Source organism: Luteococcus peritonei (assembly GCF_039526385.1).
Lineage (GTDB): Bacteria > Actinomycetota > Actinomycetes > Propionibacteriales > Propionibacteriaceae > Luteococcus > Luteococcus peritonei.
Map to the genome: position 1 here is coordinate 1 of NZ_BAAAIX010000009.1, position 20,567 is coordinate 20,567.

The following is a 20,567-nucleotide window of genomic DNA, read 5'->3' on the forward strand; positions in this document are numbered from 1 at the left end:
CCGAGCGTTTGCGTGATCTACTAACCGTCTAGACCATCAGGTGTTGCGAGGACCACAAGAATCCGCCCACCCGGGGCCCTTCGTCGCGTCCGGGACGGATCAGTCCACGTCCTCGTCGTCCTGCTCGCCACCCACCTCCACCAGGCCGGGCAGGCCGAGGGCGGGCGGGGAGTAGGTGCTGGGCGGGTTGGGGCCGAAGGTGCCCAGCGAGGTCCGCTCGTCGAGTTCCACCAGCTCGGCGGGTGCGGCATCCGGCTGGAAGTCGTCGGCGCTGCGGCGACGCTGCTCGGTGGCCAGCGCCTCGAGGATCCGGTCCGCCACGGCCGGTGGCATGGCCGGGGCCGGGTCGGCGGCCAGCAGCTCGCCCAGCCAGGCGAGGTCCTGCTCGGCGCCGTCCGGGCGCTCGTCGTGGTTCATCCTTCTCTCCGGATCAGGTGGATGGGTGCCGGCCTCCGCACGGCACCCGCAGACAGTTGGACGTCGCTGCGGCGATTCTGGTTCCCGGGCATCAGCAGCACGTCAGACCACCTGCCTCAGGTCCTGCAGCAGGGGAGCCAGGCGTGCCCGTCCCCGCGAGCAGCGTGACTTCACGGTGCCGGGGGCGCACCCCAGCATGGTGGCCGCCTCCTCGACGGAATAGCCCTCCATGTCCACCAGCACGATCGCGGCGCGCTGGTCGGCATTGATCTGCGCCAGCGCCTCGATCACGCCGAGGCGCAGCTGCTCGCGCTCCAGCCGGTCCTCCTGGCCGCCGGCGCCGGCCAACGCCGGATCCGCCTCGCCCTGCTCCGGCAGGGGCTCGGTGCGACGCACCGCATTGCGTCGGATCCGGTCGAGGCAGGCGTTCACCACGATGCGGTGCAGCCAGGTGGTCACCTGGGCCTCGCCGCGGAAGCCCTCGGCGCGACGGAAGGCGGAGATCATCGCCTCCTGCAGGGCGTCGGCGGCCTCCTCGGGATCCTTGAGGGTGCGCAGCGCGACGGCCCAGAGCCGGTCGCGGTGACGCTGAAAGATCAGGGCGAAGGCCTCCGGGTCCCCGGCGACGTGGGCGGCCAGCAGCTGCCGGTCGTCCAGCCGCTGGGGATCCATCCCCTCCGCCAGGACGTTCACGAACGGACCTCCACCTCGGCCACCGCGCCCTGGTAGCGGTTGCCGGAGGTCTTGGGCAGGCTGGTCAGGTAGACCATCACGAAGCGGCTCTGCACCTGCTGCTCCGGGCTGAGGGTGAGCTCCGTGCCGGTGGCCGTGCCGCTGGTCAGCGTGGTCCACTGCTTGGCACTGGAGGTGGGGGCCTTGTCCACGCCGGTGTCGGCGGGCACGCGCAGCTGCACGCCGGTGGGACTGCCCTTCAGGGTCAGCTTCACGCTGCCCACGCTGCGTCGCTCGCCCAGGTCCAGCACCAGCCCGACGCCGGGCTTCAGCTTGCCCAGCTTCGGGTCGTTCAGGTAGACCACCGTGGTCCAGGCGGTGGCGGGATTGCCGTCCACGGCCAGGCCCGCCTGACCGGAGTTCTCCTGGGCGTTGCCGCCGTCGGCGGCCGGGTCGAAGGCGGTGGCGGACGTCACCTTCACCACCTCGCCGGCCTGTGCCTGGCCCTGTCCTTGGCCGCCGGACTCGCCGGAGGCCCGCTTGAAGAGCACGCGCCCCAGGCCCACCAGCAGGGAGAGCAGGACGACGGCCACCAGCAGGGCCAGCCAGCGTCGGGGCGCGGGACGGTAGCGGGGGTCGCGACGCCGTGCCGCGGCCATCTGGGCGGCGCTGCGTCCAGCTCCCTCACCGGGCTCGGCCGAGCTCTCCTGCCCGGACGCCCTGCCGCCCTGGCCGGGCAGCGAGGCGGTGGCCACGGCACCACGGCCGCCACCCAGGGTGTCCTCGTCGGCGCCGATCGCACGCATCCGCGCCGTGGTGTCCAGGCCGGGCACCTCGGGGCGGCCACCGTCGGCCTCGGCCACCGGCATCACGGGATAGCGCAGCCGCCGCTCCAGGTCTGCTGCAGCGTCCGCGGTGCCCAGCACCTTGGCCAGGGCCAGGGTGACCTGGCTGGCGGTGCGCAGTGGCATCTCGTTGTGGCGGGGCGCCTCGGAGAGCACCTGGTCGCAGATCACGTCGAGTGCCGGGGAGACGCCCGAGCGGATCTGGCGCGGGGTGAGCCAGCCACGGCCGTCCATCGGCGCCGGGGACATGCCCCAGGTGGTGCGGGGCTGGCCGTCGGGGCCGGTGAGGTGCTCGCGGGGCGTGGGCCAGCGGGTCACCAGCGAGGCGTACAGCAGCTTGCCGATGGCCAGGACGTCGGCGTGCTCCCGCTCGGACCAGGCCAGCTGGCCGCCCTCGTCGTCGGGATACATCGCGGCCTCGATCAGGAAGCCGACGATCTTCACATTGCCGGTGGCGGTGATGATCACCGTGTCCGGGTTGATCCGCTGGTGGAACAGGCCCTCGGCATGCATGGCGGCCATCGCGTCGGCCAGTTCCCGAGCCACCCAGGCGGCCTCCAGCGCGCTCAGCGGGCCCTGGCGCAGCAGCTTCTCCAGGCTCTCGCCGGGAGCGAACTCGCAGACCACCAGGGAGGGCTCGCCGGGCTGCTCGCCGGCCACGGCGTCCAGCACCCGCAGGAAGCGGGAGTCGGTGGCGAAGGCCGCCTTGCGGGCGGCCTCCAGCACGTCGGGGGTGCGGGGGTCCTCGGCGCCCATCACGTGCACCAGCACGGATCGGGAGAGCTTCTGGTCGAAGGCACGCCAGGTGAGCGTGCCGCCGCGCTGGGCCAGCTGCTGCTCCAGCCGGTAGCGGTCGGCGAAGACCTCGCCGGCCTGCACCTGCGGGGTGCTGGCGATCGCGAAGCCCACCTCGGGCTCCGCGGTGCTCATGGCCGGCTGCAGCTCCTCGTCGCTCACCGGCTGCTCGGGCACCTCGCCCGGCACCGACGGCTCCGCTGCGGCCGGGGGACCGGTGGGTGTGGGGGTGGCGCCCAGGGGGCGGACGGTGGTCTCGTCCTCGGCCTGCTCGGCAGCCGGGTCCGTCTCGGCTGCGAGGGGCATCCGCTCCACGGTGGCTGCGCCCTCGGCCTCGTCGGGGACCTGCTCGGCCACCAGGTGGGCCGACAGCCGCTCCGCGTCGATCACCTGGGTGGCCTGCTCGTCGACCTCCGGGGCCGGCTGCCCGGCGGGCGCGTCGGGTCGGCTGAGGCTGCTCGGAGCGGTGGGCTCCAGGTCCTGCTCGGGTTGCTTGTCGTCCATCACGTCCTCATCGCCGGGTCTCGTCCAGTGTGCCCGGTGCGGGCTCCTCGGGGGAAACCACCAACAGGGTGCTGCGGCCGCCCTGGCCGTGCTCCCGGCCGTCGCGGCGCTCCGCCTGGACCTGTCGGATCCGGATGGCGGTGCCCGCCAGCAGCACGACGCCGGAGGCGATGATGATGATCCAGCCCACCCGGCCGGCCTGGGTGGCGGTGATGGTCATCTCCCGCGGCTGGCCGATGAGCCGGTCCTCGGCGGTGGCCAGCCGTGCCGTGACACCCACCTGGCCGTTGGCGCGGGTGAGCACCTTGACCCGGATGGTCTCCGACTCGCCCGGCCCGATGCTGCGGACCTCCGAGTCGGCGATGCTGATCCGCTGGGAGTTCTCCGAGGAGAAGACCACCTTCACCCGGATCCGGTCGGACAGGCCGTTGGTGACCGTCACCGGGATCTCCTGGTCGGAGGCGGAGGTGACGAAGTCGCTGACCACCTTGAGCTGCACCTTCGAGGAGTTCAGCACCGCCGCCACCTGGGAGCGGGTGCGCGCCAGCCAGGCGAGGGCGGGGTCGCGGTCTCCTCCCCAGGTGGTGGACAGTGCCCGCGAGAGGATGCGTTCGGAGCGCACCCGGGCCAGCTCCTGCTCACCCACCAGCTCGCCCCAGGCCTCCAGGTCCGCCTGCGCGGCGTCCAGGCCGTCGCTCCAGCGCGGGTCCTGCGCCGTCACCTCGCCGGGGAGCCAGGCGGCGCGGGGCTGCTCTGGGCTCGCGGAGACCAGGCTCGCCAGGCTGGTGCGGGTGCGCCAGGTCGTCGGCGCCAGCTCGGCGCGGGCCTGCGCCTCGGTGCTCACCAGGCTCACCATGGGCCGCGGGGAGAGGTACTGCTGCGCCTGCAGCCGGGCCGCCACCTGGGCCGGGGTGTTGCTCGGCTCAGGACCGGGGCCACCGGTCATGGCGGCGGGCTCGTAGTGCACCACGGTGAGCCCGGCGTGCCGCTGCACCGGCGCCGAGGAGACGGTGTTGGAGGCCAGCACGACGGCCGGGGTCAGGGCTTCCAGTGCCTCTGCGGTGGCCTGGTCCAGCCGGCCGTCGGCGGGCACGACGGCCAGCGGCAGGCGCGCCAAGGGGTGCTCGGCGGCCAGCTCCTGGGCGGAGCGGGTGAGCAGCTGGCGGCGTCCGCTGCCCAGTGCGAGCGCGACGTCGGGGCTGCCGTAGAGGGTGCGGTAGGCGCGGCCGGATGACAGCAGCGGCGTCAGCTTGGCCAGGAAGTCCTTGGCGGCCTGCTGTCCTCGGGCGGTGGCGGTCTCGTCGCTGGAGCCCACCACGCGGTAGCCGGCAGCCATGGCGGTCAGCTCGTCGAACAGGGCCGGGTCCACCAGCACGGTGCTGCCCTGCTGCGTGGCCACCGAGAGCAGGGCGGACAGCCGGCCCTGCAGTTCGGCGGAGAGTGAGTTGTCGGCGAAGACTCCCTCGCCGGTCATGCTGGGACGAGCCGTGAGCAGCACGACGGGGGCGGCCTGGCGGTGGACCGCGGTGGCTGCCCGGCCGGTCTGCACGAACAGGCTGCGCGCCCGTCCCACCGTCTGGTTCTGCTGGCCCTGCGGGATGCCGCGCACCTGGACGCCCATCAGGTAGGCGCCGGGCGTGGTGAAGCCGAGCGAGTCGGCGCCGGCCACCGTGCCGCGCACCTCGAAGTCGGCCTTCTCGCCGGGTGCCAGCGAGGCCTTGGGCGCAGTGAAGGCCTGGCTCTTCTGGGTGCCCACGTCGGTGATGTTGAAGATGTTGCCCGCCTCGGCCCCCAGCATCCGACGCCCCAGCGGGTTCTCCGGCGAGGAGGCGAGCACCTCGTCCAGGGCCGTGGTGTCGGCCAGCTGGTCGCTGGAGCGCCACAGGTGCACCTGCACCTCCGAGACCGGGCTCTGCGAGGTGTTCTCCACCTGGCCGCGCACCACGACGGTGTCGGTGGGGCCGCCCGAGGGGGTCTGCGCGGTGAGCGTGACCTGCAGCGGGGTCTGGTGCTGGTCGGCGTGCGCCCTCGTGGGCTGCCAGGCGGCGGCTCCCAGCACCACCAGCAGGGCCGCCAGCAGCGACGCCAGCAGGCGCGCGAAGGGCGCGCCTGGTGCACGTGCGGGGCCGGGGGGAGTCACCCGGCAAGCCTAGTCGTCGACGGCTCCGGAACTCGCGCGCCGCTGCCACCAGGCGAGCAGTTCTTCGCGGGCGCGTTCCTCGCCCAGCGGCCCGTTCTCGATGCGCAGGTCCAGCAGGTACTTGTAGGCCTGGCCCACCTCGCGCGAGGGCTTCAGGTCCAGCAGGGCCATGATCTGCTCGCCGTCCAGGTCCGGGCGCATCGCGTCCAGCTCCTCCTGCTCGGCCAGCACCGCGATCCGACGCTCCAGGTCGTCGTAGGCGGCGCGCAGCCGGGCGGCCTTGCGCTGGTTGCGGGTGGTGCAGTCGCTGCGGGTCAGGATGTGCAGCCGTTCCAGCTGGTCGCCGGCGTCGCGCACGTAGCGCCGCACCGCCGAGTCGCTCCACTGCGCCTCGCCGTAGCCGTGGAAGCGCAGGTGCTGTTCCACCAGCTGGCAGACGGCCTTGGTCTCGTCGCTGGAGAACTTCAGCGCCTTCATCCGCTTGCGGGCCAGCTTGGCGCCCACCAGGTCGTGGTGGTGGAAGCTGACGGTGCCGTCCGACTCGAAGACGCGGGTGGCGGGCTTGCCGATGTCGTGCAGCAGGGCGGCCAGGCGCAGCACCAGGTCGGGCTGGTGGCCGCGGGCCTTCTCCAGTTCGATGGCCTGGTCCAGCACGATCAGCGAGTGCTGGTAGACGTCCTTGTGGCGGTTGTGCTCGTCGGCGGTGGCGCGCAGGGCGGGCAGCTCGGGCAGCACCCGGTCGGCCAGGCCGGTGGTGACCAGCAGGTTCAGCCCGGGGCGCGGGTGGTCGGTGAGCAGCAGCTTGGACAGCTCGTCGCGGACCCGTTCGGCGGAGATGATCTCGATCCGCTCGGCCATGTCGGTCATGGCGACCTGCACGTCGGGGGCCACGGTGAACTGCAGCTGGGAGGCGAAGCGGGCGGCGCGCATCATCCGCAGCGGGTCGTCGGAGAAGGAACGCTCCGCGGTGAAGGGGGTGCGCAGGGTGGCGGCGGCCAGGTCGGCCAGGCCGCCGTGGGGGTCGACGAAGCGCTGCCCGACGATGTCCCAAGCCATCGCGTTGACGGTGAAGTCGCGACGCACCAGGTCCTCGGAGACGTCGTCGCCGAAGTGCACCTCGGGCTTGCGGGAGTCGCTGCGGTAGATGTCGGCGCGGAAGGTGGTGATCTCGATCTGCCAGTCCACGCCCTGGCTCTTGCGGCGGGCGCCGATGGTGCCGAAGTCCTTGCCGATGTCCCAGACGGCCCTGGTCCAGGAGCGCAGCAGCCGCTCGATCTCGTCGGGGCGGGCCGACGTGGTGAAGTCCAGGTCGTGCTGCAACCGGCCCAGCAGTGCGTCGCGCACCGGGCCGCCCACCAGGTAGAGCTCGTGGCCCGCCTCGGCGAAGAGCGCGCCGAGCTCACCGACGACGGGCGTGCTGCTCAGCAGCTGCGCCATCTGGCTGGTCTGGACCTGGTCGAGTTCGGGCACCCGCGGGAGTCTACCGGGAGCGGTGCCGCTGCCCCGGACGGGCAGGTGGTGGTGCCTCAGCTGTAGTGGAAGCGCGCCTGCAGGATGATGAGGTCCTCACCATCCACCAGGTAGACCAGCCGGTGCTCCTCGGTGATGCGGCGCGACCAGGCGCCCGCCAGCATGTGGCGCAGGGGTTCGGGCTTCCCGATGCCCGAGGTGGGATCGCGCAGGGCGTCGTCGATGAGCCGGTTGATCCGCTTCAGGGTCTGCTGGTCGGCGGTGAGCCAGTGGGTGTAGTCCGCCCAGCCGTTCGGGGTGAAGACGAGCCTCATCGCACCAGGTCGTGCTCGCCGAGCTGACCTGCGCGAGCCTGCTGCAAGCTCTCGAGCAGGTGGTGGGCATTGGCAGGGACGCGCAGCAGGTGTGCCGTCTCCTCCAGTGCGTCGTAGTCGGCACGCGACATCAGCACGGCGTCACCGTTGCGGGAGGTGATCTCCACGGGGGTCCGGTCCTCGTTGACCTGCTGGATCAGGGGGAACAGGTTCTTTCGTGCCTCGGTGGCGGTGACAGCCATGATGGTCCCTCCAGACTTGTACGACATCTGGTACCAGTATGCGCTGTTCGATGGCGCGGTCCAAGGCCTGACGCCCTGATCAGCGGCTCAGCGGGCCAGGGCCTCGCGGTGCGCCTCGCGGGTGTAGAGGCTGCGACGCACCGAGCGCGCCACCAGGGCCAGCGTGATGAGCGCCCCCAGCGCCTTGCACCACAGTGGGTCGGCGATGAAGAGCAGCACCATGGCGGCCAGCACCGGGGCCAGCTCGCGCAGGCTCCAGACCACGTATCCGCCGAAGCTGGGCATCGCGGTGCCGTGGTTCTCGGCCACCGAGCGGACCATGAAGTTGGGGCCGTTGCCGATGTAGGTCATCGCACCCATGGTCACCGCGCCCAGGCTGATCGCCACCAGGTAGGCCTGGTCCACGCCCGCTACCGGGTTGTTGGCCGGCAGCTGACCGGCGAGCTCGAAGAAGGTGGCATAGGTGGGGGCGTTGTCCAGCACCGAGGACAGGCCGCCGGTGAAGACGAAGAAGGTGATCTCGTTGAGCGGCAGCTTCGGGGCCATCGAGTCCAGGAACTGCAGCGCGGTGATCATGGTGAGGAAGATGCCGATGAACAGGCAGGCGACCTCGACGATGGGGGCCCAGCTGTACTCGTTGAGCTTCCACCGAACCTCCTTGCGCCCGGTCACCAGCGAGGCGCCCGCCAGCGCCAGCAGCACCAGCTCGCGCACCGGGGTGGACAGGAAGGCGACGGTGGCCACCACGCCCACCAGGTAGAGGAAGTGGATCTTGCCGTGCAGCTTGAGCGGCTCGATCATCTCCTCGTCGCGGCGCAGGTCGTCGAGGTTCTCACGGGCCAGCATCTTGCGGTCCAGGCCGTAGTAGCAGACCAGCAGCAGGGCGTTGATGAAGAACCACTCGGGCAGCAGGTGGAAGGTCCAGGTGAAGGGCACGCCGCGCAGGTAGCCCAGGAAGAGCGGCGGGTCGCCCAGCGGGGTGAGCAGGCCGCCGCAGTTGGCCACCACGAAGATCGTGTAGATGATCGTGTGCACCTTGTGCCGGCGCTCCCGGTTGGTGTTGAGGATGGGCCGGATCAGCAGCATGGCCGCGCCGGTGGTGCCGATGAAGCTGGCCACCACGGCGCCGATCGCCAGGAAGACCGTGTTGTTGCGCGGGGTGGCGCGGATGTCGCCGGCCAGGTGGATGCCGCCGGAGATCACGTAGAGCGCGAAGAGCAGCGCGATGAAGCTGATGTACTCCAGCACCGAGTGGGTGACCAGGTGGTGGTGGCCGCTTGACCAGACCCAGACCGCCACCGGCAGCCCGAGCAGCAGGGCGACGCCCAGCTGGGTGGTCCACTTCTCCCAGTGGTGGGCGAGCGCCGGGACGAGCGGGGCGATGGCGATGCACAGCAGCATCGCGACGAAGGGGAGGATTCCCCACCACGGAACGGTCACGAGGGCCTCCTAGGGCTGGCGGTGGGCTGGCCTCGACGTGCTGTGGCGGGCCTGGCCCCGGTGACCCGGCGCGCACTGCTCCGCGACGGGCGTGGGCCCCACGGTAGTGCCATGGCCTGGGCGGCGTGTCGGCGAGTCCACCCGTTAGGGCGAGTGCTCGCCGGGCGCGGCGGTCGTGGAGGCCCTGGCGCTGCGGGTTGACCCGAGGCTGGCCGCCACCACGCAGGCCATCGCCAGCAGGTCGGTGGCGCTCAGCATCTCGCCCAGCAGGAAGACGCCGGCCAGCGCCGCCGCAGCCGGTTCCAGGCTCATCAGGATGCCGAAGACGCTGGGTGTGATGGTGCGCAGCGCCACCATCTCCAGCGAGTAGGGGACCACCGAGCTCAGCAGCCCGACCCCGGCACCGGCGAGCAGCACGTCGGGGCGCCACAGCGCGCTCCCGGCCTGACTGATGGCCGGGACCGCGAGCAGGACGGCGCCCAGGGTGCAGGCCAGGGCGAGCGCGTCCAGACCAGGCCAGCTGCGCCCGACCCGTGCGGTGGTGAGGATGTAGCCGGCCCAGCAGGCACCGGCCAACAGCGAGAAGGCGACCCCGAGCGGGTCCAGGTGGGTGGGGGTGAAACCGAGCAGGGCGACGCCGGCCAGTGCCAGCAGCGCCCAGAGCACGTCGAGCGCGCGTCGCGATCCCAGCACCGCGACGGCGAGCGGGCCCAGGAATTCCAGGGTGACGGCCAGCCCCAGCGGCAGCCGGGCGAAGGCCTCGTAGATGCTCACGTTCATGCCCACCAGGCAGACCGCGTAGGCCAGCGCATCGGGCCAGTTGCGCCCAGACGATGCCGGTGCGCCCGCAATGTCACGGTTTGGTGGGCGTAGTCCCCCAGCAAACGGTGACATTGTGCGCGCCCGACGAACCGCGAGCAGCACCAGCAGGGCCAGGCTCGCCGCGGCCAACCGCAGCCAGGCCATCGACAGCGGGGGCACCACGCCGAACAGGTCCTTGGCCACCGCGGCGCCGAACTGCACCGACATGATGCCCAGCAGCACCAGCCAGATGCCGCGGCCGCTCGGGGTGGGATTCACGCTGCCACTGTGCCACGAGTCCTGCCGCAGGCCGCTGGGATCCGAGCTCCGGGCCCGTGGACACCGTTCTCCTGCGGTCGGCATCGCCTCAGGCCAGGTGGTGCTCGACGGCGGCGCGCACCGCCTGGTTGCCGGCTCCCAGGCGTCGGGCCTGCTGGACGAAGTCCGCCGCCAGGGCGTTGAGGGCCGACTCGTGGCTGTCGTCGGGGTGGCCGATCACCGTGGTCCCGGCGCGACGGGCGGTGGCCACCAGCCCTGCGGCCTCCAGCTCCTTGTAGGCCCGGGCGACGGTGCCGGCGGCCACGCCCAGGTCTCCGGCCAGCTGGCGCACCGGAGGGATCCGGGTTCCGGTGGGCAGGTCTCCGGTGGCGATGGCGGAGGAGATCTGGGCGCGCACCTGTTCGTAGGGCGGCCTCGGGTCGTCGTCGCGGATCTGCACCTGGAGGACCATCAGGACAGCCTCTCACCGCGACCGGGCACCAGGACCACCGCGAGGGCCCAGGAGAGGGTCACCAGCGATGCGCAGCACAGCGCCAGCAGCAGGCTTCCTGCCAGAGGGGAGTACTGGAAGGCGGCGAGGCCGGCCATCAGGGCCGCGCACGCCAAGGAGCCCGCCACCGCCACCAGACCGCTGCCGACCAGACCCTCCATGGAGCGTGTCCGCACCTGGTCGTCGACGGCCACCACCACCGGGTCGGCGCCGTTGCGGGGGCGGAGCAGGGCCATGGCCAGTCCGGCGGCGGTGAGCAGCAGGGTCCCGAGCACCACCGCCGTGAGCGGTGCCGAGTAGTAGGTGCCAGGGAAGGGCCCAGCGCTGCCTGAGGCCAGGCCATCGGCGCTGCTCCAGGTGAACTGGCGGCCGATGGTCCCGAGTTCGTCCGGTGTCCGGTTCTGGCGGGAACGGCACCACAGCAGCACCACGGCGAGCAGGGCTGTCCCGCCCGCCAGCAGCGCCAGCGGCGTACGGGGGAGATAACGGGTGGCCGTGCGGCTCTCGAGTGCCGCCACCCCCGGAGTCCGGGCCGAGCGCCAGGCCGTGAGCTGGGCCACCAGCTGTGCGAGGACCAGCCCGCAGGCCAGCAGTGCGGGGGCCAGGAGCAGCCCGCGACCCAGGGGCTGGGAGCCGGCGGCGACGGCGGCGAGGAGCAGGCCTGTTCCGAGTCCGATCCAGCGGGACTGCACGGTCCTGCGGTCCAGGGCCAGCAGTCCGGGGTGGGTGGTCGGGTCGGCCAGCAGGCGGGTGCGGCGGCGCTGGGTCAACAAGGCGGTCAGGCCGAAGGCCCCGACGACCAGCAGGAGGGTGAGTGTGGCCATGAGGACTCCTTCAGAAGGACGATTTGTATCGACTACGTGACACAAGAGTGCGGTCCGGGCTCATTTGTGTCAAGAGTGAGATACAAAGGGCGACTTGGAGTGCTCTGGAGGCAGGAGTCAGTGCTGCGTCGACCAGCCGGTGATCGGAGGCCGGATGCCCGCGGCGTCGAGCGCCCGCTTGGCCCGTTCACGCAGCTCGCGCTGCACCGCCCACTGCTGGTTGGCCAGGCACTTCGCGCTGATCCGGATGGTCATGGCACTGGCCGTGATGGACTCCACGCCCAGTACCTCGGGCGGCTCCACCAAGGCGTCGACATGGTCGGGATCCTCGGCAACGGCCCGCACCACCGGCTGCAGCACCTGCTCCACCTTCTCGGCGTCCTCGTCGGGGTGGACCAGCAGGTCGACGGTGGCCACCGACCAGCCCTGGCTCACATTGCCCACGGTGGTGATCTCGCCGTTGCGCAGGTACCAGAGCATGCCGTTGCCGTCGCGCACGCTGGTGACCCGCAGGCCCAGGTGCTCCACGGTGCCAGTCACGGTGCCGACGGTGATCACGTCACCGACGCCGTACTGGTCCTCGATGATCAGGAAGATGCCGCTGAGCACGTCCTTCACCAGGCTCTGCGCACCGAAGGCCAGGGCCACGCCACCCACGCCCGCCGAGGCGATCACGGGCGCCAGGTTGATGCCCACGTCGGACAGGATGGTGAGCAGAGCCACCGCCACGATGACGAAGGTGGCGGCGCTGCCCAGCATCGAGCCCATGGTGGCGGCGCGCTGGTTCTGCCGCTCGGACTCCAGGCCGGTGGCCTGCGCCAGCAGCTGGCCCGGACGCCCCAGCCGTTCCAGGTGGGAGCGGGTGCGCTCGGTGCTCAGCTTCACCATGCGGCGGATCGCCACCTGCACCAACCAGCGCACCAGGCAGGCCAGCACGATGACGACGGCCACCCTCACCACGGTGTCGGGCCAGGTGAGCACGAAGGATTCCAGCAGCATGGGCCCCATTCTGCCGCCCCGGCAGACATCGGCCGCCCGGCGGGTGCGGCGCCGTGGTCAGCCCTCGGGGCAGGGCCGCGGTCAGCCCTTCGGGAGCAGCGCGCTGATCAGCGGAGCAGCCGTCTTGGAGCCGGACTCGCCCTCATTGACCATCGCCGCCACCGCGTACTGCTTGTTCCACGCGATCATCCAGGCATGGGTCTTCGTGGCGTCGCCGAACTCCGCGGTGCCGGTCTTGGCGCCCAGCATCCGGCCCTGCAGCACCCGGCCCGAGCCGTTGGCCACCACGCCCTGCATCAGCTGCTGCAACTGCTTGGCCTCCGCCGCGGTGAGGCTGTTGGCCGGTTCCGGCTTGGTCTCGGAGACCAGCCAGGGCACCACGGTGCGGCCCGAGGCCACCGAGGCGGCCACGCCGGCCATCGACATCGGAGAGGCCTCGACGGTGCCCTGCCCGATCATGTTCGCCGCGCGGGTGGTGGCGCCGTCGACCTTCGTCGGGACGGAGCCGAAGAAGGAGCTGTAGCCGGCGTCGTAGTCCTTGCCCAGGCCCAGGCTCTCGGCGGCCTTGGCCAGTTCCTCGGGGGTGAGCTTGGCGTGCTGCGAGATGAAGGCGGTGTTGCAGGAATTGGCCAGCGCGTCGGCCAGTGTGATGTTGCCCACCTTGGAGCTGGGGAAGTCGGAGTAGTTCTTGAAGGTGCGCCCGTCCACCACGACGGTGGCGGTGCAGGGCACCTTGGTGGCGGGCGTGTAGCCCTTGCGCAGCAGGGCCAGCGAGGTGACCACCTTGAAGGTGGAGCCCGGTGCGAAGCGGCCCACGGTGGCGTACGGGTTGGCGCCGCTGGCCGGTGAGTTGGCGGCGGCCAGCAGCTCGCCGCTGCCCACCTTGACCACCACCAGCGAGGCGATGCCCTTCTGGGACGCGAGCACGTTCTCGGCGCGGGCCTGCAGGTCACGGTTGAGGCTGGTGACCAGGTTCTTGCCGGGGGCGGCCGCGGTCTGGTGCAGCACGCGCGCGGCGGGTGTGGCTCCAGGTGAGGGCTCCGGGCTGGTCTGGTCCTGCGCGGGGCTCGCGGAGGGCGACGGGCTGGCGGAGGCCGAACTGCGGGGCACCAGTTCGACGGTGTGCCCGACCGTGCCGCGCAGCCGTGCGTCGTAGCGCTTCTGCAGGCCGGACAGGCCCACCACGTCGTCGGGGAGCACGTCGCCCTTGCCCTGTGTGACGGCCTCCGGGGTGGCGGTCCCGGCGCTGCCCAGCAGGCCGACGGCGAAGGTGGTGCTGGGTGCCAGCGGCAGCTCGACGGGGAAGATGGCGCTGCCCTTGAGGTTCTTCACGGCCTCGGAGACCTTGCCCTCGCGCAGCGTGATGGCCGGGACGAAGGCCTTGGGTCCGGCCTGGGCCACCTGCTTGGCATAGGCCGCGGCGTCGATCTTGAGCAGGCCGGCGAGCTGGCGGGCCACCGGCTGCCACTGCGCCTGCGGCAGGTTGGCCTTGTCGATGCCCACCCGGTAGGCCTTGCCCTGCTCCACCAGGGGCTGGCCGTCGCCGCTCATGATCGAGGCGCGGGCGGGCAGGTCCCGGGTGTGGCGCAGCCGGGTGGTGGCGTCGAGCTCGGGCTGCACCACCTGGGGCTTCCACTCCAGCTTCCAGGCCTCGTCGACCCAGCGCAGCGTGGCATGGCTCTGCCAGCTCCAGGTGCTGGCGCCCAGCGGGAGCTTCTGGTCCAGGGTGACGTCGGCGGTGCGCTGGCTGCCGTCGTAGCTGATGGCGCCCGGGGTGACCTGCGGCCGCAGGCCGTCCATCCCGCCCATCACGGTGGTGAGCTCGGCCTGGGCCGCGGTGGCGGGGGTGGTCATCGGCAGCTGGCGCACATCGCCCTTGGCCAGCGCGGCGGCCAGCTGCTGGGCCGCCTGCTCCGCGCTGGGCAGGTTCTTGGGCGGGTTGGGGGAGGTGCCGCCCCCGGTGCAGCCGGCCAGGGCGAGCGCGCAGGCGACGGCCAGCACGGCGGGACGGGAGATGGTGCAGTTCACGGGGGGCCTCCTGCGGACGGTCAGGGCACCAGTCAACGCCACCGAGGCGCGCTGTGCATCGGACCATGGTCGTGGGCGCGTCGCCCGGCGAACATCTCTGGTCGAATGTGCAGAAACTACTGCTCGCGGTGCTGCGGTGCACGTCACCGGGTGCATCGGGCTGGTTGTTGGGGCGCGCACGTCGTCGTAGGGGGCCAAGCGGCGTCGACCTGCTGCGGGAATGAACCGGATGGTCCTACTGTTGTGTAGTTGATACATCAACAACCCGTTGGTCTCCAGGAGCATCCCATGCAGTTCGGCATCTTCAGCGTCAGCGACATCACCACTGATCCCACCACCGGCGCCACCCCCTCCGAGGGCCAGCGCATCAAGGACATCGTCACCATCGCGAAGCACGCGGAGGGGGTGGGCCTGGACGTCTTCGCCATCGGCGAGCACCACAACCCGCCCTTCTTCAGCTCCTCGCCCACCACGACACTGGCCTACATCGCCGCCCAGACCGAGCGGCTCCAGCTGTCCACCGCGACGACGCTGATCACCACCAACGACCCGGTGAAGATCGCGGAGGACTTCGCGATGCTGCAGCACCTGGCCGGCGGCCGGGTCGACCTGATGATGGGCCGCGGCAACACCGGCCCGGTCTACCCCTGGTTCGGCAAGGACATCCGTCAGGGCATCAACCTGGCGCTGGAGAACTACAACCTGCTGCACCGGCTGTGGCGCGAGGACGTGGTGGACTGGACCGGCAAGTTCCGCACCCCGCTGCAGGGCTTCACCTCCACCCCGCGTCCGCTCGACGACGTGCCGCCCTTCGTCTGGCACGGCTCCATCCGCAGCCCCGAGATCGCAGAGCAGGCCGCCTACTACGGTGACGGCTTCTTCCACAACAACATCTTCTGGACCATGGACCACACCCAGCAGATGGTGAACCTCTACCGGCAGCGCTACGAGCACTACGGCCACGGCACGGCGGAGCACGCCATCGTCGGCCTGGGTGGGCAGTTCTTCATGCGCAAGAACTCCCAGGACGCGGTGCGCGAGTTCCGTCCCTACTTCGACAATGCGCCGGTCTACGGCCACGGGCCGAGCCTGGAGGAGTTCACCTCCATGACCCCGCTGACCGTGGGGAGCCCGCAGCAGGTGCTGGAGCGCACCGTGGACTTCAAGAACCACGTGGGCCACTACCAGCGCCAGCTCTTCCTGATCGACCATGCCGGGCTGCCCACCAAGACCGTGCTGGAGCAGCTGGACCTGCTGGGCGAGATCCTGCCCGCGATGAAGGCGGGTTTCGCCGAGGGGCGTCCGGCCGACATCCCGGAGGCACCGACGCACGCCTCGCTGGTGGCCCAGGGCGCCGAGGTGGCCGAGGCCGCCCAGCAGCGCTTCGCCGGCGCCCAGGACGTCTGGACCGGCACCAGCGACCGCACCGAGGCCTGAGCAGCCGCTGCCGGACCGATTGTGGGGATGATTTGAGGTCGTAGTCGACCCAAATCATCCCCACAATCCATCGGCGGGCGTTTGACCCTGCCACCCGGACGGTTCAGGCGCCCAGCCGCATCCAGGCGTCGGTGCGGGAACGGACGGTGAGCGTGGTCAGGCGCAGCAGCAGGTAGACGCCATAGGCCAGCCAGAGCCAGACCACGCCGTGGCCGCCGGTGTTGACCCACCAGGCCAGCGGCAGGAAGCCGAGCGTGGCCAGCAGGCCGGCGAAGGCGAGGTAACGGGCGTCGCCGGCCCCGATCAGCACCCCGTCGAGCACGAAGATGATGCCGCCCACCGGCGTGATCAGCGCCAGCACCAGCAGCAACCGGCCGAGGGTGTGCTGGACCGCCGGGTCGGGCGTGAAGACCGGGGCCACCAGGCCGCGCGAGATCGCGAGCAGCGCCGCGAAGAGCAGCCCGGCGCCCAGGCCCCACCAGCACAGCCGGGCGGTGATGGAGCGCACCTTGGCGGCATTCCCGGCGCCCAGGTCGGTGGCCACCAGTGCCTGTGCGGCGATGGCGAGCGCGTCGAGGGCCAGGCACAGGAAGGCCCACAGCGAGTTCGTCACCTGGTGCGCGGCCAGCCCCACCTGCCCGGTGCGGGCGGCGACGGCCACCGTCACCGCGACGGTGCACTGCAGCCAGGCGCTGCGCAGCACCAGCCAGATGCCGCCGCGCGCCGCCTCCAGCACCCCGGAGCGGTCCACCCGCAGTGGCGTCCCGGCTGCGAGGGCACCGCGCAGCACCACCGCGGCCAGCACGGCGGAGCCGAAGAACTGGGCGATCAGGGTGCCCAGCGCCGAGCCGCGCAGCCCCAGGTGCAGGCCATAGATGAACAGTGCGTTGAGGGCGATGTTGGCCAGGTTCATGCTGATCGCCACGTAGAGCGGGGTGCGGGTGTCCTTCAACCCGCGCAGCACGCCGGTGGAGGCCAGCATCAGCAGCAGCATCGGCAGGCCCCAGCAGGCGATCCGCAGGTAGCCGACGGCCTGCGTGGTGACCTGCTCCGAGGCGCCGTAGAGGGCCAGCAGCTGGGGTCCGACCAGCGTGAGCAGCAGGGCCAGCAGCACGCCGAGGCCGAGGCCGAGCGCCATGCCGTCGAGGCCGCCGGCCAGGGCACGTCGGGTGTCGCCGGCGCCGATCCGTCGTGCCACCAGCGAGGTGGTGCCGTAGGCCAGGAAGATGCACAGCCCGTTGACCAGGGTGAGCAGCGATCCGGCCAACCCCAGGGCGCCGAGCTGCAGGGTGCCCAGGTGGCCCACCATGGCCGAGTCGGCCATCAGCAGCAGGGGCTCGCTGACCAGCGTCGCGAAGGCCGGCAGCGCCAGCGCCAGGATCTCGCGGCTGAGCCCGCGCTCACGGGTGGGGGCAGGGCTGGTGGTCACGGCAGCCCACTCTAGGTGGGGCCGTCGGGGCAGGGAATTTGCACGGCCCCGCTCCGCGTTGTTGTGTGGGTACCCGAGGAGGAAGTTCCATGAAGATCGTTGCCATCAGCGCCGGGCTGGGCCTGCCGTCCAGCGCGAGCATGCTCTCCGAGCGGCTGGCCAAGGCGTCGGGGGCCGACCAGATCCAGGTGATCGAGCTGCGTGACCTCGCCCACGACCTGGTGAACGCGCTGCTCACGCGGGTGAACTCGCCGGCCGTGACCCGTGCCGTGGAGGCCGTGGTGGCCAGCGACGGCCTGGTGGTGGTGAGCCCGGTCTTCAATGCCAGCTTCTCGGGACTGTTCAAGCTCTTCTTCGACGTGCTGCACGAGGGGGCGCTGCTGGACAAGCCGGTGCTGCTGGGCGCCACCGGTGGCAGCTCGCGCCACTCGCTCGTGGTGGACCAGGCCATGCTGCCGCTCTTCTTCTACCTGAAGGCGGCCGTGGTGCCCACCAGCGTCTTCGCCGCGACGGAGGACTGGGGCGATGCCAGCTCCGGGCTGAACCGACGCATCGAGCTGGCCGGCTCGCAGCTGCGCCAGATGGTGCTGCAGCGGATCGGCTCCCCGGTGGAGGTGACCGACGCCGAGACCGGCTCCGGTGCCCAGGCCCAGCGCGACGGTGCCGCGCAGGCCGACGACCAGGTGGACCGTCCGGCGAGCAATGGCCGCACGTCCCAGTCGGCGACGGCGGGCGACTTCACCATCACCCGCACTCTCGAGGAGATGCTGGGCGACATCTGATCTCCGCACCCCCGCGACGGTGCGATCCCCGCACGAACGACTCGGCTCGATGCTTCACCTGATCCCGGACGGGGCAGGAGCATCGAGCCGAGTGCTGTTGGTGGGCGGAGGTGTCGGGCGGGGACGGCTCACAGGGCTTCGGCAGCCAGCGGGGTGAGGGCCATGGCCACCACGAGGGCGACGGCGAGCACGGTGCACACGATCTGGAGAATCATCATGTCTCCAGACTGGGCGGGCGGGGCCTGGGCGCGGATCGGCCGGTGGGATCGAGCCTGGTCATCCTGTGGGTGGAGCGTGGGAGCTGCGCCCCCGAGCCGGCCCTGAACCGTTGTCCTGATGTGCGGCCCCGGGAAGGTCCCGGAGTGCTGGCAGGTCTGGCGTCTGGGTGCTCTGGCTGGCTCAGGGTGGGTTGCCTCAGCCCAGGATCCATTCGGCGTGGCCGTCGGCCTGGTAGCGCGGCTCCCCGTCGAGGCTGACGACGAAGCTGCCGCGTCGCAGTGAGGCCTCGAAGCCCGCGTCGGCGGCAACGCGCTCCCGGATGCCGGTGAGCACCTGCTGGCCCTCGTTGGCCACCCAGTGGCACTCGCCGGCGTGCACCCGGGCGAGCAGGGCCGCCTCCGCGCGGTCACGATCGGCCTGGTCGAGGTAGGCGAGCACGGCGGTGTGGAAGACCACCGGCACGGCGCCCGTGGGAACCTGGTCCAGCAGGGCGTCGAGGCTGGCTGGGTCGCGCAGGTCACCGGCCACGACAGGGCGGGGTTCGCGCGCGGCCGCGGACAGGGCGGCATCCAGCCGGGAGAGCCGCTCGTCCTGGCCGGGCCATACCAGGGTGCGCAGCCAGTCGGCATCCTCCGGATCGCCGGCGTCCAGGGGGTTGAGGTCCAGACCGACGCGATGGGCCACCACTGGCACCTGGGTGGGCAGGTCGATCCCGCGAGCCAGGGCCTCCTTGACCGTCACCTGGAGGGTCCCGACGGGGTGGGGGGAGCTGATCTCCTGCAGCACGGCTCCGTCGCGGTCGACGTAGTGGTAGGCCCATCGGTCCGGCCACAGGCACAGGCCTGCCGAGGCGCCGAGCTCCAGCAGCGCCAGCGGGGCGCCGTCGTGCCGGCGGGAGAGGTGGGCCAGCAGGGGGAGCAGCACGCCGAGCCGGGCGGCCTCGTTGGTCTGGGTGGAGCGGATGGCGGCGTGACCGGCCACCTGCTCGATGTTCTCGTGCAGGGTGCGGCGCAGGTTCTCATACGGGCCGGGCAGGGCGCCGGCCAGGCGGGCGGAGGCGAAGACGATGTTGGGTTGGCGCTTGTCGGGCGGCAGTTGCTCCAGCAGGGCGATGGTCTGCTGGTCCTCGCTGAGCTGCTCGGCCCAGTCGGCGTAGACCTCGGAGTGGTGGCGGGCCTCGTTGCGCGCGAAGCCGGCGTAGCGGCGGGCGATGTCGTGGGTGTGCGCCGGTTCCATGCGCCGATCCTAGGCAGCGCGAGGCCTTCTCGTGCAGTCATACCGGCGCCATGGGAAGCGCACAGCAGGCTCATGGGGTCCGCCGGGAGAGTCTTGTCCATGAGCAACCAGACCAGCACCCAGCGCAATGTCCTTCGTCGCACCATGGCCGGCATCCTGGCCGCTGGCGCCCTGGCCTTCGGCGGGATGGGCACCCTGTCTGCCTCCGATGCACAGGCCGCGGGCGTCCGCCAGCAGACCTACGTTGTCCAGTCGTCCAGTCTTCAGGTGCAGGCGGACGCCACCCCGGCCAACCGCTCCAAGGAGTGATTCCAGGCCAGTTTTCCAGCCACCACAGGAAAATCGGGCGATAGATCATGACGAGCATCATGATTGGTGAGCTGTGGAGCTTCCACATTCAACGAGTGACGCCGAACCGCTCCTGACAAGCAGTTGTGCACAGTGCGCGCCAGTTGTCCACAGCTCCACTGTGGACAACTGAGGCGTCCCGCGAGGTTTTCCACAGTGGAGAAGTATGCACTTCCCCATATTTCGGGTCACGTGTTCAGCTACAGCCATGCTCCGCCGCTCGACTCCTCAGAAGAGTTCCGCGGCCGGACCCGACGAGGCGGTCGGGCCCCGGCTGCGGGCCCGACGCAGCCCCCGGATGATCGCCGCCGGGGTGGCCTTGGCCTGTCTCGGCGGACTGGGTGGCGCCATGGCCTTCCAGGAAGCCACCCACGCCAACCAGGTGGTCGTGGTGCAACGGCAGGTGGCCCGCGGCGAGGTGGTCGGCAACGGTGACCTGTCCGTGGTGACCATCGGCTCCGCGCCCGGTGTCAGCACCCTGCCGGCCGAACGTCTGCCGGAGCTCGTGGGCGGGACCGCCCTGGTGGACCTGCCCGAGGGAACGCTGGTGGGCGAGGGTGCGGTCGGTGAGCCGCAGCTGCCGGCCGGTCACTCCGAGATCGGCATCAAGCTGGCGGCCGGTCGCATCCCCAATCAGGCCATGCCGGCCGGAACCCCGGTGGACCTGGTTGAGATCAGCGGTGAGGGCGCTGAATTCTCCTCACTGGTGGTCCGCGCGAGCGTCGCGAGTGCCCCCCAGCGCACGGCGGACGGGAGTGCCTGGGTGCTCGACGTCCGGCTGCCCCAGGCCCAGGCACAACGGATCGCGGACCTGGCCGCCCATGACCGGATCGCACTGGTGCGCAAGGCGGCCTGA

General features: G+C 71.4%; 19 protein-coding genes. 4 read left to right on the forward strand and 15 right to left on the reverse strand.

The features are described 5' to 3' along the window. Positions 1 to 99 precede the first annotated feature (99 nt). The 13 genes from ABD073_RS03830 to ABD073_RS03890 all read right to left on the reverse strand — a co-directional run bounded on the left by ABD073_RS03830 (position 100) and on the right by ABD073_RS03890 (position 14,260). Complete coding sequence (locus ABD073_RS03830) at positions 100 to 417, reverse strand: hypothetical protein (RefSeq protein WP_343872495.1); 318 nt, start codon at positions 415 to 417, stop codon at positions 100 to 102. A 102-nt stretch (positions 418 to 519) separates the two neighbouring features. Next, complete coding sequence (sigM, locus tag ABD073_RS03835) at positions 520 to 1,089, reverse strand: RNA polymerase sigma factor SigM (protein ID WP_386751658.1); 570 nt, start codon at positions 1,087 to 1,089, stop codon at positions 520 to 522. A 17-nt stretch (positions 1,090 to 1,106) separates the two neighbouring features. Continuing rightward, a complete protein-coding gene (locus tag ABD073_RS03840) occupies positions 1,107 to 3,233 on the reverse strand; it encodes a protein kinase (RefSeq protein WP_343872498.1) in 2,127 nt (708 codons plus the stop codon). Positions 3,234 to 3,240: 7 nt separating this feature from the next. Further along, positions 3,241 to 5,373, reverse strand: coding sequence for a DUF6049 family protein (locus ABD073_RS03845; protein ID WP_343872500.1), 2,133 nt, complete (start codon positions 5,371 to 5,373; stop codon positions 3,241 to 3,243). Positions 5,374 to 5,382: 9 nt separating this feature from the next. Continuing rightward, entirely contained in the window at positions 5,383 to 6,810 is a 1,428-nt protein-coding gene (locus tag ABD073_RS03850) for a CCA tRNA nucleotidyltransferase (protein ID WP_343872793.1), read from the reverse strand. An 89-nt stretch (positions 6,811 to 6,899) separates the two neighbouring features. After that, the gene (locus ABD073_RS03855) at positions 6,900 to 7,157 is read right to left on the reverse strand and encodes a Txe/YoeB family addiction module toxin (RefSeq protein WP_343872501.1); all 258 of its coding nucleotides are present in this window, start codon (positions 7,155 to 7,157) and stop codon (positions 6,900 to 6,902) included. After that, positions 7,154 to 7,399, reverse strand: coding sequence for a type II toxin-antitoxin system Phd/YefM family antitoxin (locus ABD073_RS03860; protein ID WP_343872502.1), 246 nt, complete (start codon positions 7,397 to 7,399; stop codon positions 7,154 to 7,156). Before ABD073_RS03860 ends, ABD073_RS03855 begins: the two co-directional genes overlap by 4 nt. Before the next feature lie 87 nt (positions 7,400 to 7,486). Continuing rightward, positions 7,487 to 8,839 (reverse strand): sodium:proton antiporter, encoded by a 1,353-nt coding sequence (locus tag ABD073_RS03865; protein ID WP_343872503.1) that lies wholly within the window; start codon positions 8,837 to 8,839, stop codon positions 7,487 to 7,489. Positions 8,840 to 8,983: 144 nt separating this feature from the next. Next, positions 8,984 to 9,919: an EamA family transporter gene (locus ABD073_RS03870; protein ID WP_343872505.1), complete on the reverse strand. Its 936-nt coding sequence runs from the start codon at positions 9,917 to 9,919 to the stop codon at positions 8,984 to 8,986. Positions 9,920 to 10,007: 88 nt separating this feature from the next. After that, positions 10,008 to 10,370, reverse strand: a complete 363-nt coding sequence (locus tag ABD073_RS03875) for a GntR family transcriptional regulator (protein WP_343872506.1) — start codon at positions 10,368 to 10,370, stop codon at positions 10,008 to 10,010. After that, positions 10,370 to 11,233 (reverse strand): hypothetical protein, encoded by an 864-nt coding sequence (locus ABD073_RS03880; RefSeq protein ID WP_343872507.1) that lies wholly within the window; start codon positions 11,231 to 11,233, stop codon positions 10,370 to 10,372. Before ABD073_RS03880 ends, ABD073_RS03875 begins: the two co-directional genes overlap by 1 nt. Positions 11,234 to 11,350: 117 nt before the next feature. Beyond that, positions 11,351 to 12,232, reverse strand: a complete 882-nt coding sequence (locus ABD073_RS03885) for a mechanosensitive ion channel family protein (protein ID WP_343872509.1) — start codon at positions 12,230 to 12,232, stop codon at positions 11,351 to 11,353. A gap of 81 nt (positions 12,233 to 12,313) precedes the next feature. Next, on the reverse strand, positions 12,314 to 14,260 hold the full coding sequence (locus ABD073_RS03890) for a penicillin-binding transpeptidase domain-containing protein (RefSeq protein ID WP_343872511.1): 1,947 nt from the start codon (positions 14,258 to 14,260) through the stop codon (positions 12,314 to 12,316). Positions 14,261 to 14,548: 288 nt separating this feature from the next. Between ABD073_RS03890 and ABD073_RS03895 the strand changes: the two genes are divergently transcribed. Further along, positions 14,549 to 15,697 carry an LLM class flavin-dependent oxidoreductase gene (locus ABD073_RS03895; protein ID WP_343872512.1) on the forward strand — a complete coding sequence of 383 codons (1,149 nt, stop codon included), beginning with the start codon at positions 14,549 to 14,551 and terminating at the stop codon, positions 15,695 to 15,697. A gap of 103 nt (positions 15,698 to 15,800) precedes the next feature. On the opposite strand, the gene ABD073_RS03900 is transcribed toward ABD073_RS03895, so the two are convergent. Next, positions 15,801 to 17,126: an MATE family efflux transporter gene (locus ABD073_RS03900; protein ID WP_343872513.1), complete on the reverse strand. Its 1,326-nt coding sequence runs from the start codon at positions 17,124 to 17,126 to the stop codon at positions 15,801 to 15,803. An 89-nt stretch (positions 17,127 to 17,215) separates the two neighbouring features. Between ABD073_RS03900 and ABD073_RS03905 the strand changes: the two genes are divergently transcribed. Beyond that, a complete protein-coding gene (locus ABD073_RS03905) occupies positions 17,216 to 17,908 on the forward strand; it encodes a CE1759 family FMN reductase (protein WP_343872514.1) in 693 nt (230 codons plus the stop codon). Between the two features lie 414 nt (positions 17,909 to 18,322). Here ABD073_RS03905 and ABD073_RS03910 read toward each other — a convergent pair whose 3' ends face one another. Next, positions 18,323 to 19,363, reverse strand: a complete 1,041-nt coding sequence (locus tag ABD073_RS03910) for a DUF2332 family protein (protein WP_343872515.1) — start codon at positions 19,361 to 19,363, stop codon at positions 18,323 to 18,325. Positions 19,364 to 19,462: 99 nt separating this feature from the next. On the opposite strand from ABD073_RS03910, the gene ABD073_RS03915 reads away from it, so the two are divergent. Both ABD073_RS03915 and ABD073_RS03920 read left to right on the forward strand, forming a co-directional pair. After that, positions 19,463 to 19,672, forward strand: a complete 210-nt coding sequence (locus tag ABD073_RS03915) for a hypothetical protein (protein ID WP_343872516.1) — start codon at positions 19,463 to 19,465, stop codon at positions 19,670 to 19,672. A 247-nt stretch (positions 19,673 to 19,919) separates the two neighbouring features. Then, positions 19,920 to 20,567 (forward strand): SAF domain-containing protein, encoded by a 648-nt coding sequence (locus ABD073_RS03920; RefSeq protein ID WP_343872517.1) that lies wholly within the window; start codon positions 19,920 to 19,922, stop codon positions 20,565 to 20,567.

Bases quoted from the DNA above. Each gene is read 5' to 3' on its own strand.
- ABD073_RS03905 (WP_343872514.1), top strand. From the start codon at position 17,216: ATGAAGATCGTTGCCATCAGCGCCGGGCTGGGCCTGCCGTCCAGCGCG.
- ABD073_RS03875 (WP_343872506.1), bottom strand. From the start codon at position 10,370: ATGGTCCTCCAGGTGCAGATCCGCGACGACGACCCGAGGCCGCCCTAC.
- ABD073_RS03830 (WP_343872495.1), bottom strand. From the start codon at position 417: ATGAACCACGACGAGCGCCCGGACGGCGCCGAGCAGGACCTCGCCTGG.
- ABD073_RS03840 (WP_343872498.1), bottom strand. From the start codon at position 3,233: ATGGACGACAAGCAACCCGAGCAGGACCTGGAGCCCACCGCTCCGAGC.
- ABD073_RS03880 (WP_343872507.1), bottom strand. From the start codon at position 11,233: ATGGCCACACTCACCCTCCTGCTGGTCGTCGGGGCCTTCGGCCTGACC.
- ABD073_RS03860 (WP_343872502.1), bottom strand. From the start codon at position 7,399: ATGGCTGTCACCGCCACCGAGGCACGAAAGAACCTGTTCCCCCTGATC.
- ABD073_RS03885 (WP_343872509.1), bottom strand. From the start codon at position 12,232: ATGCTGCTGGAATCCTTCGTGCTCACCTGGCCCGACACCGTGGTGAGG.
- ABD073_RS03920 (WP_343872517.1), top strand. From the start codon at position 19,920: ATGCTCCGCCGCTCGACTCCTCAGAAGAGTTCCGCGGCCGGACCCGAC.
- ABD073_RS03850 (WP_343872793.1), bottom strand. From the start codon at position 6,810: ATGGCGCAGCTGCTGAGCAGCACGCCCGTCGTCGGTGAGCTCGGCGCG.
- sigM (WP_386751658.1), bottom strand. From the start codon at position 1,089: ATGGATCCCCAGCGGCTGGACGACCGGCAGCTGCTGGCCGCCCACGTC.
- ABD073_RS03910 (WP_343872515.1), bottom strand. From the start codon at position 19,363: ATGGAACCGGCGCACACCCACGACATCGCCCGCCGCTACGCCGGCTTC.
- ABD073_RS03895 (WP_343872512.1), top strand. From the start codon at position 14,549: ATGCAGTTCGGCATCTTCAGCGTCAGCGACATCACCACTGATCCCACC.
- ABD073_RS03855 (WP_343872501.1), bottom strand. From the start codon at position 7,157: ATGAGGCTCGTCTTCACCCCGAACGGCTGGGCGGACTACACCCACTGG.
- ABD073_RS03915 (WP_343872516.1), top strand. From the start codon at position 19,463: ATGAGCAACCAGACCAGCACCCAGCGCAATGTCCTTCGTCGCACCATG.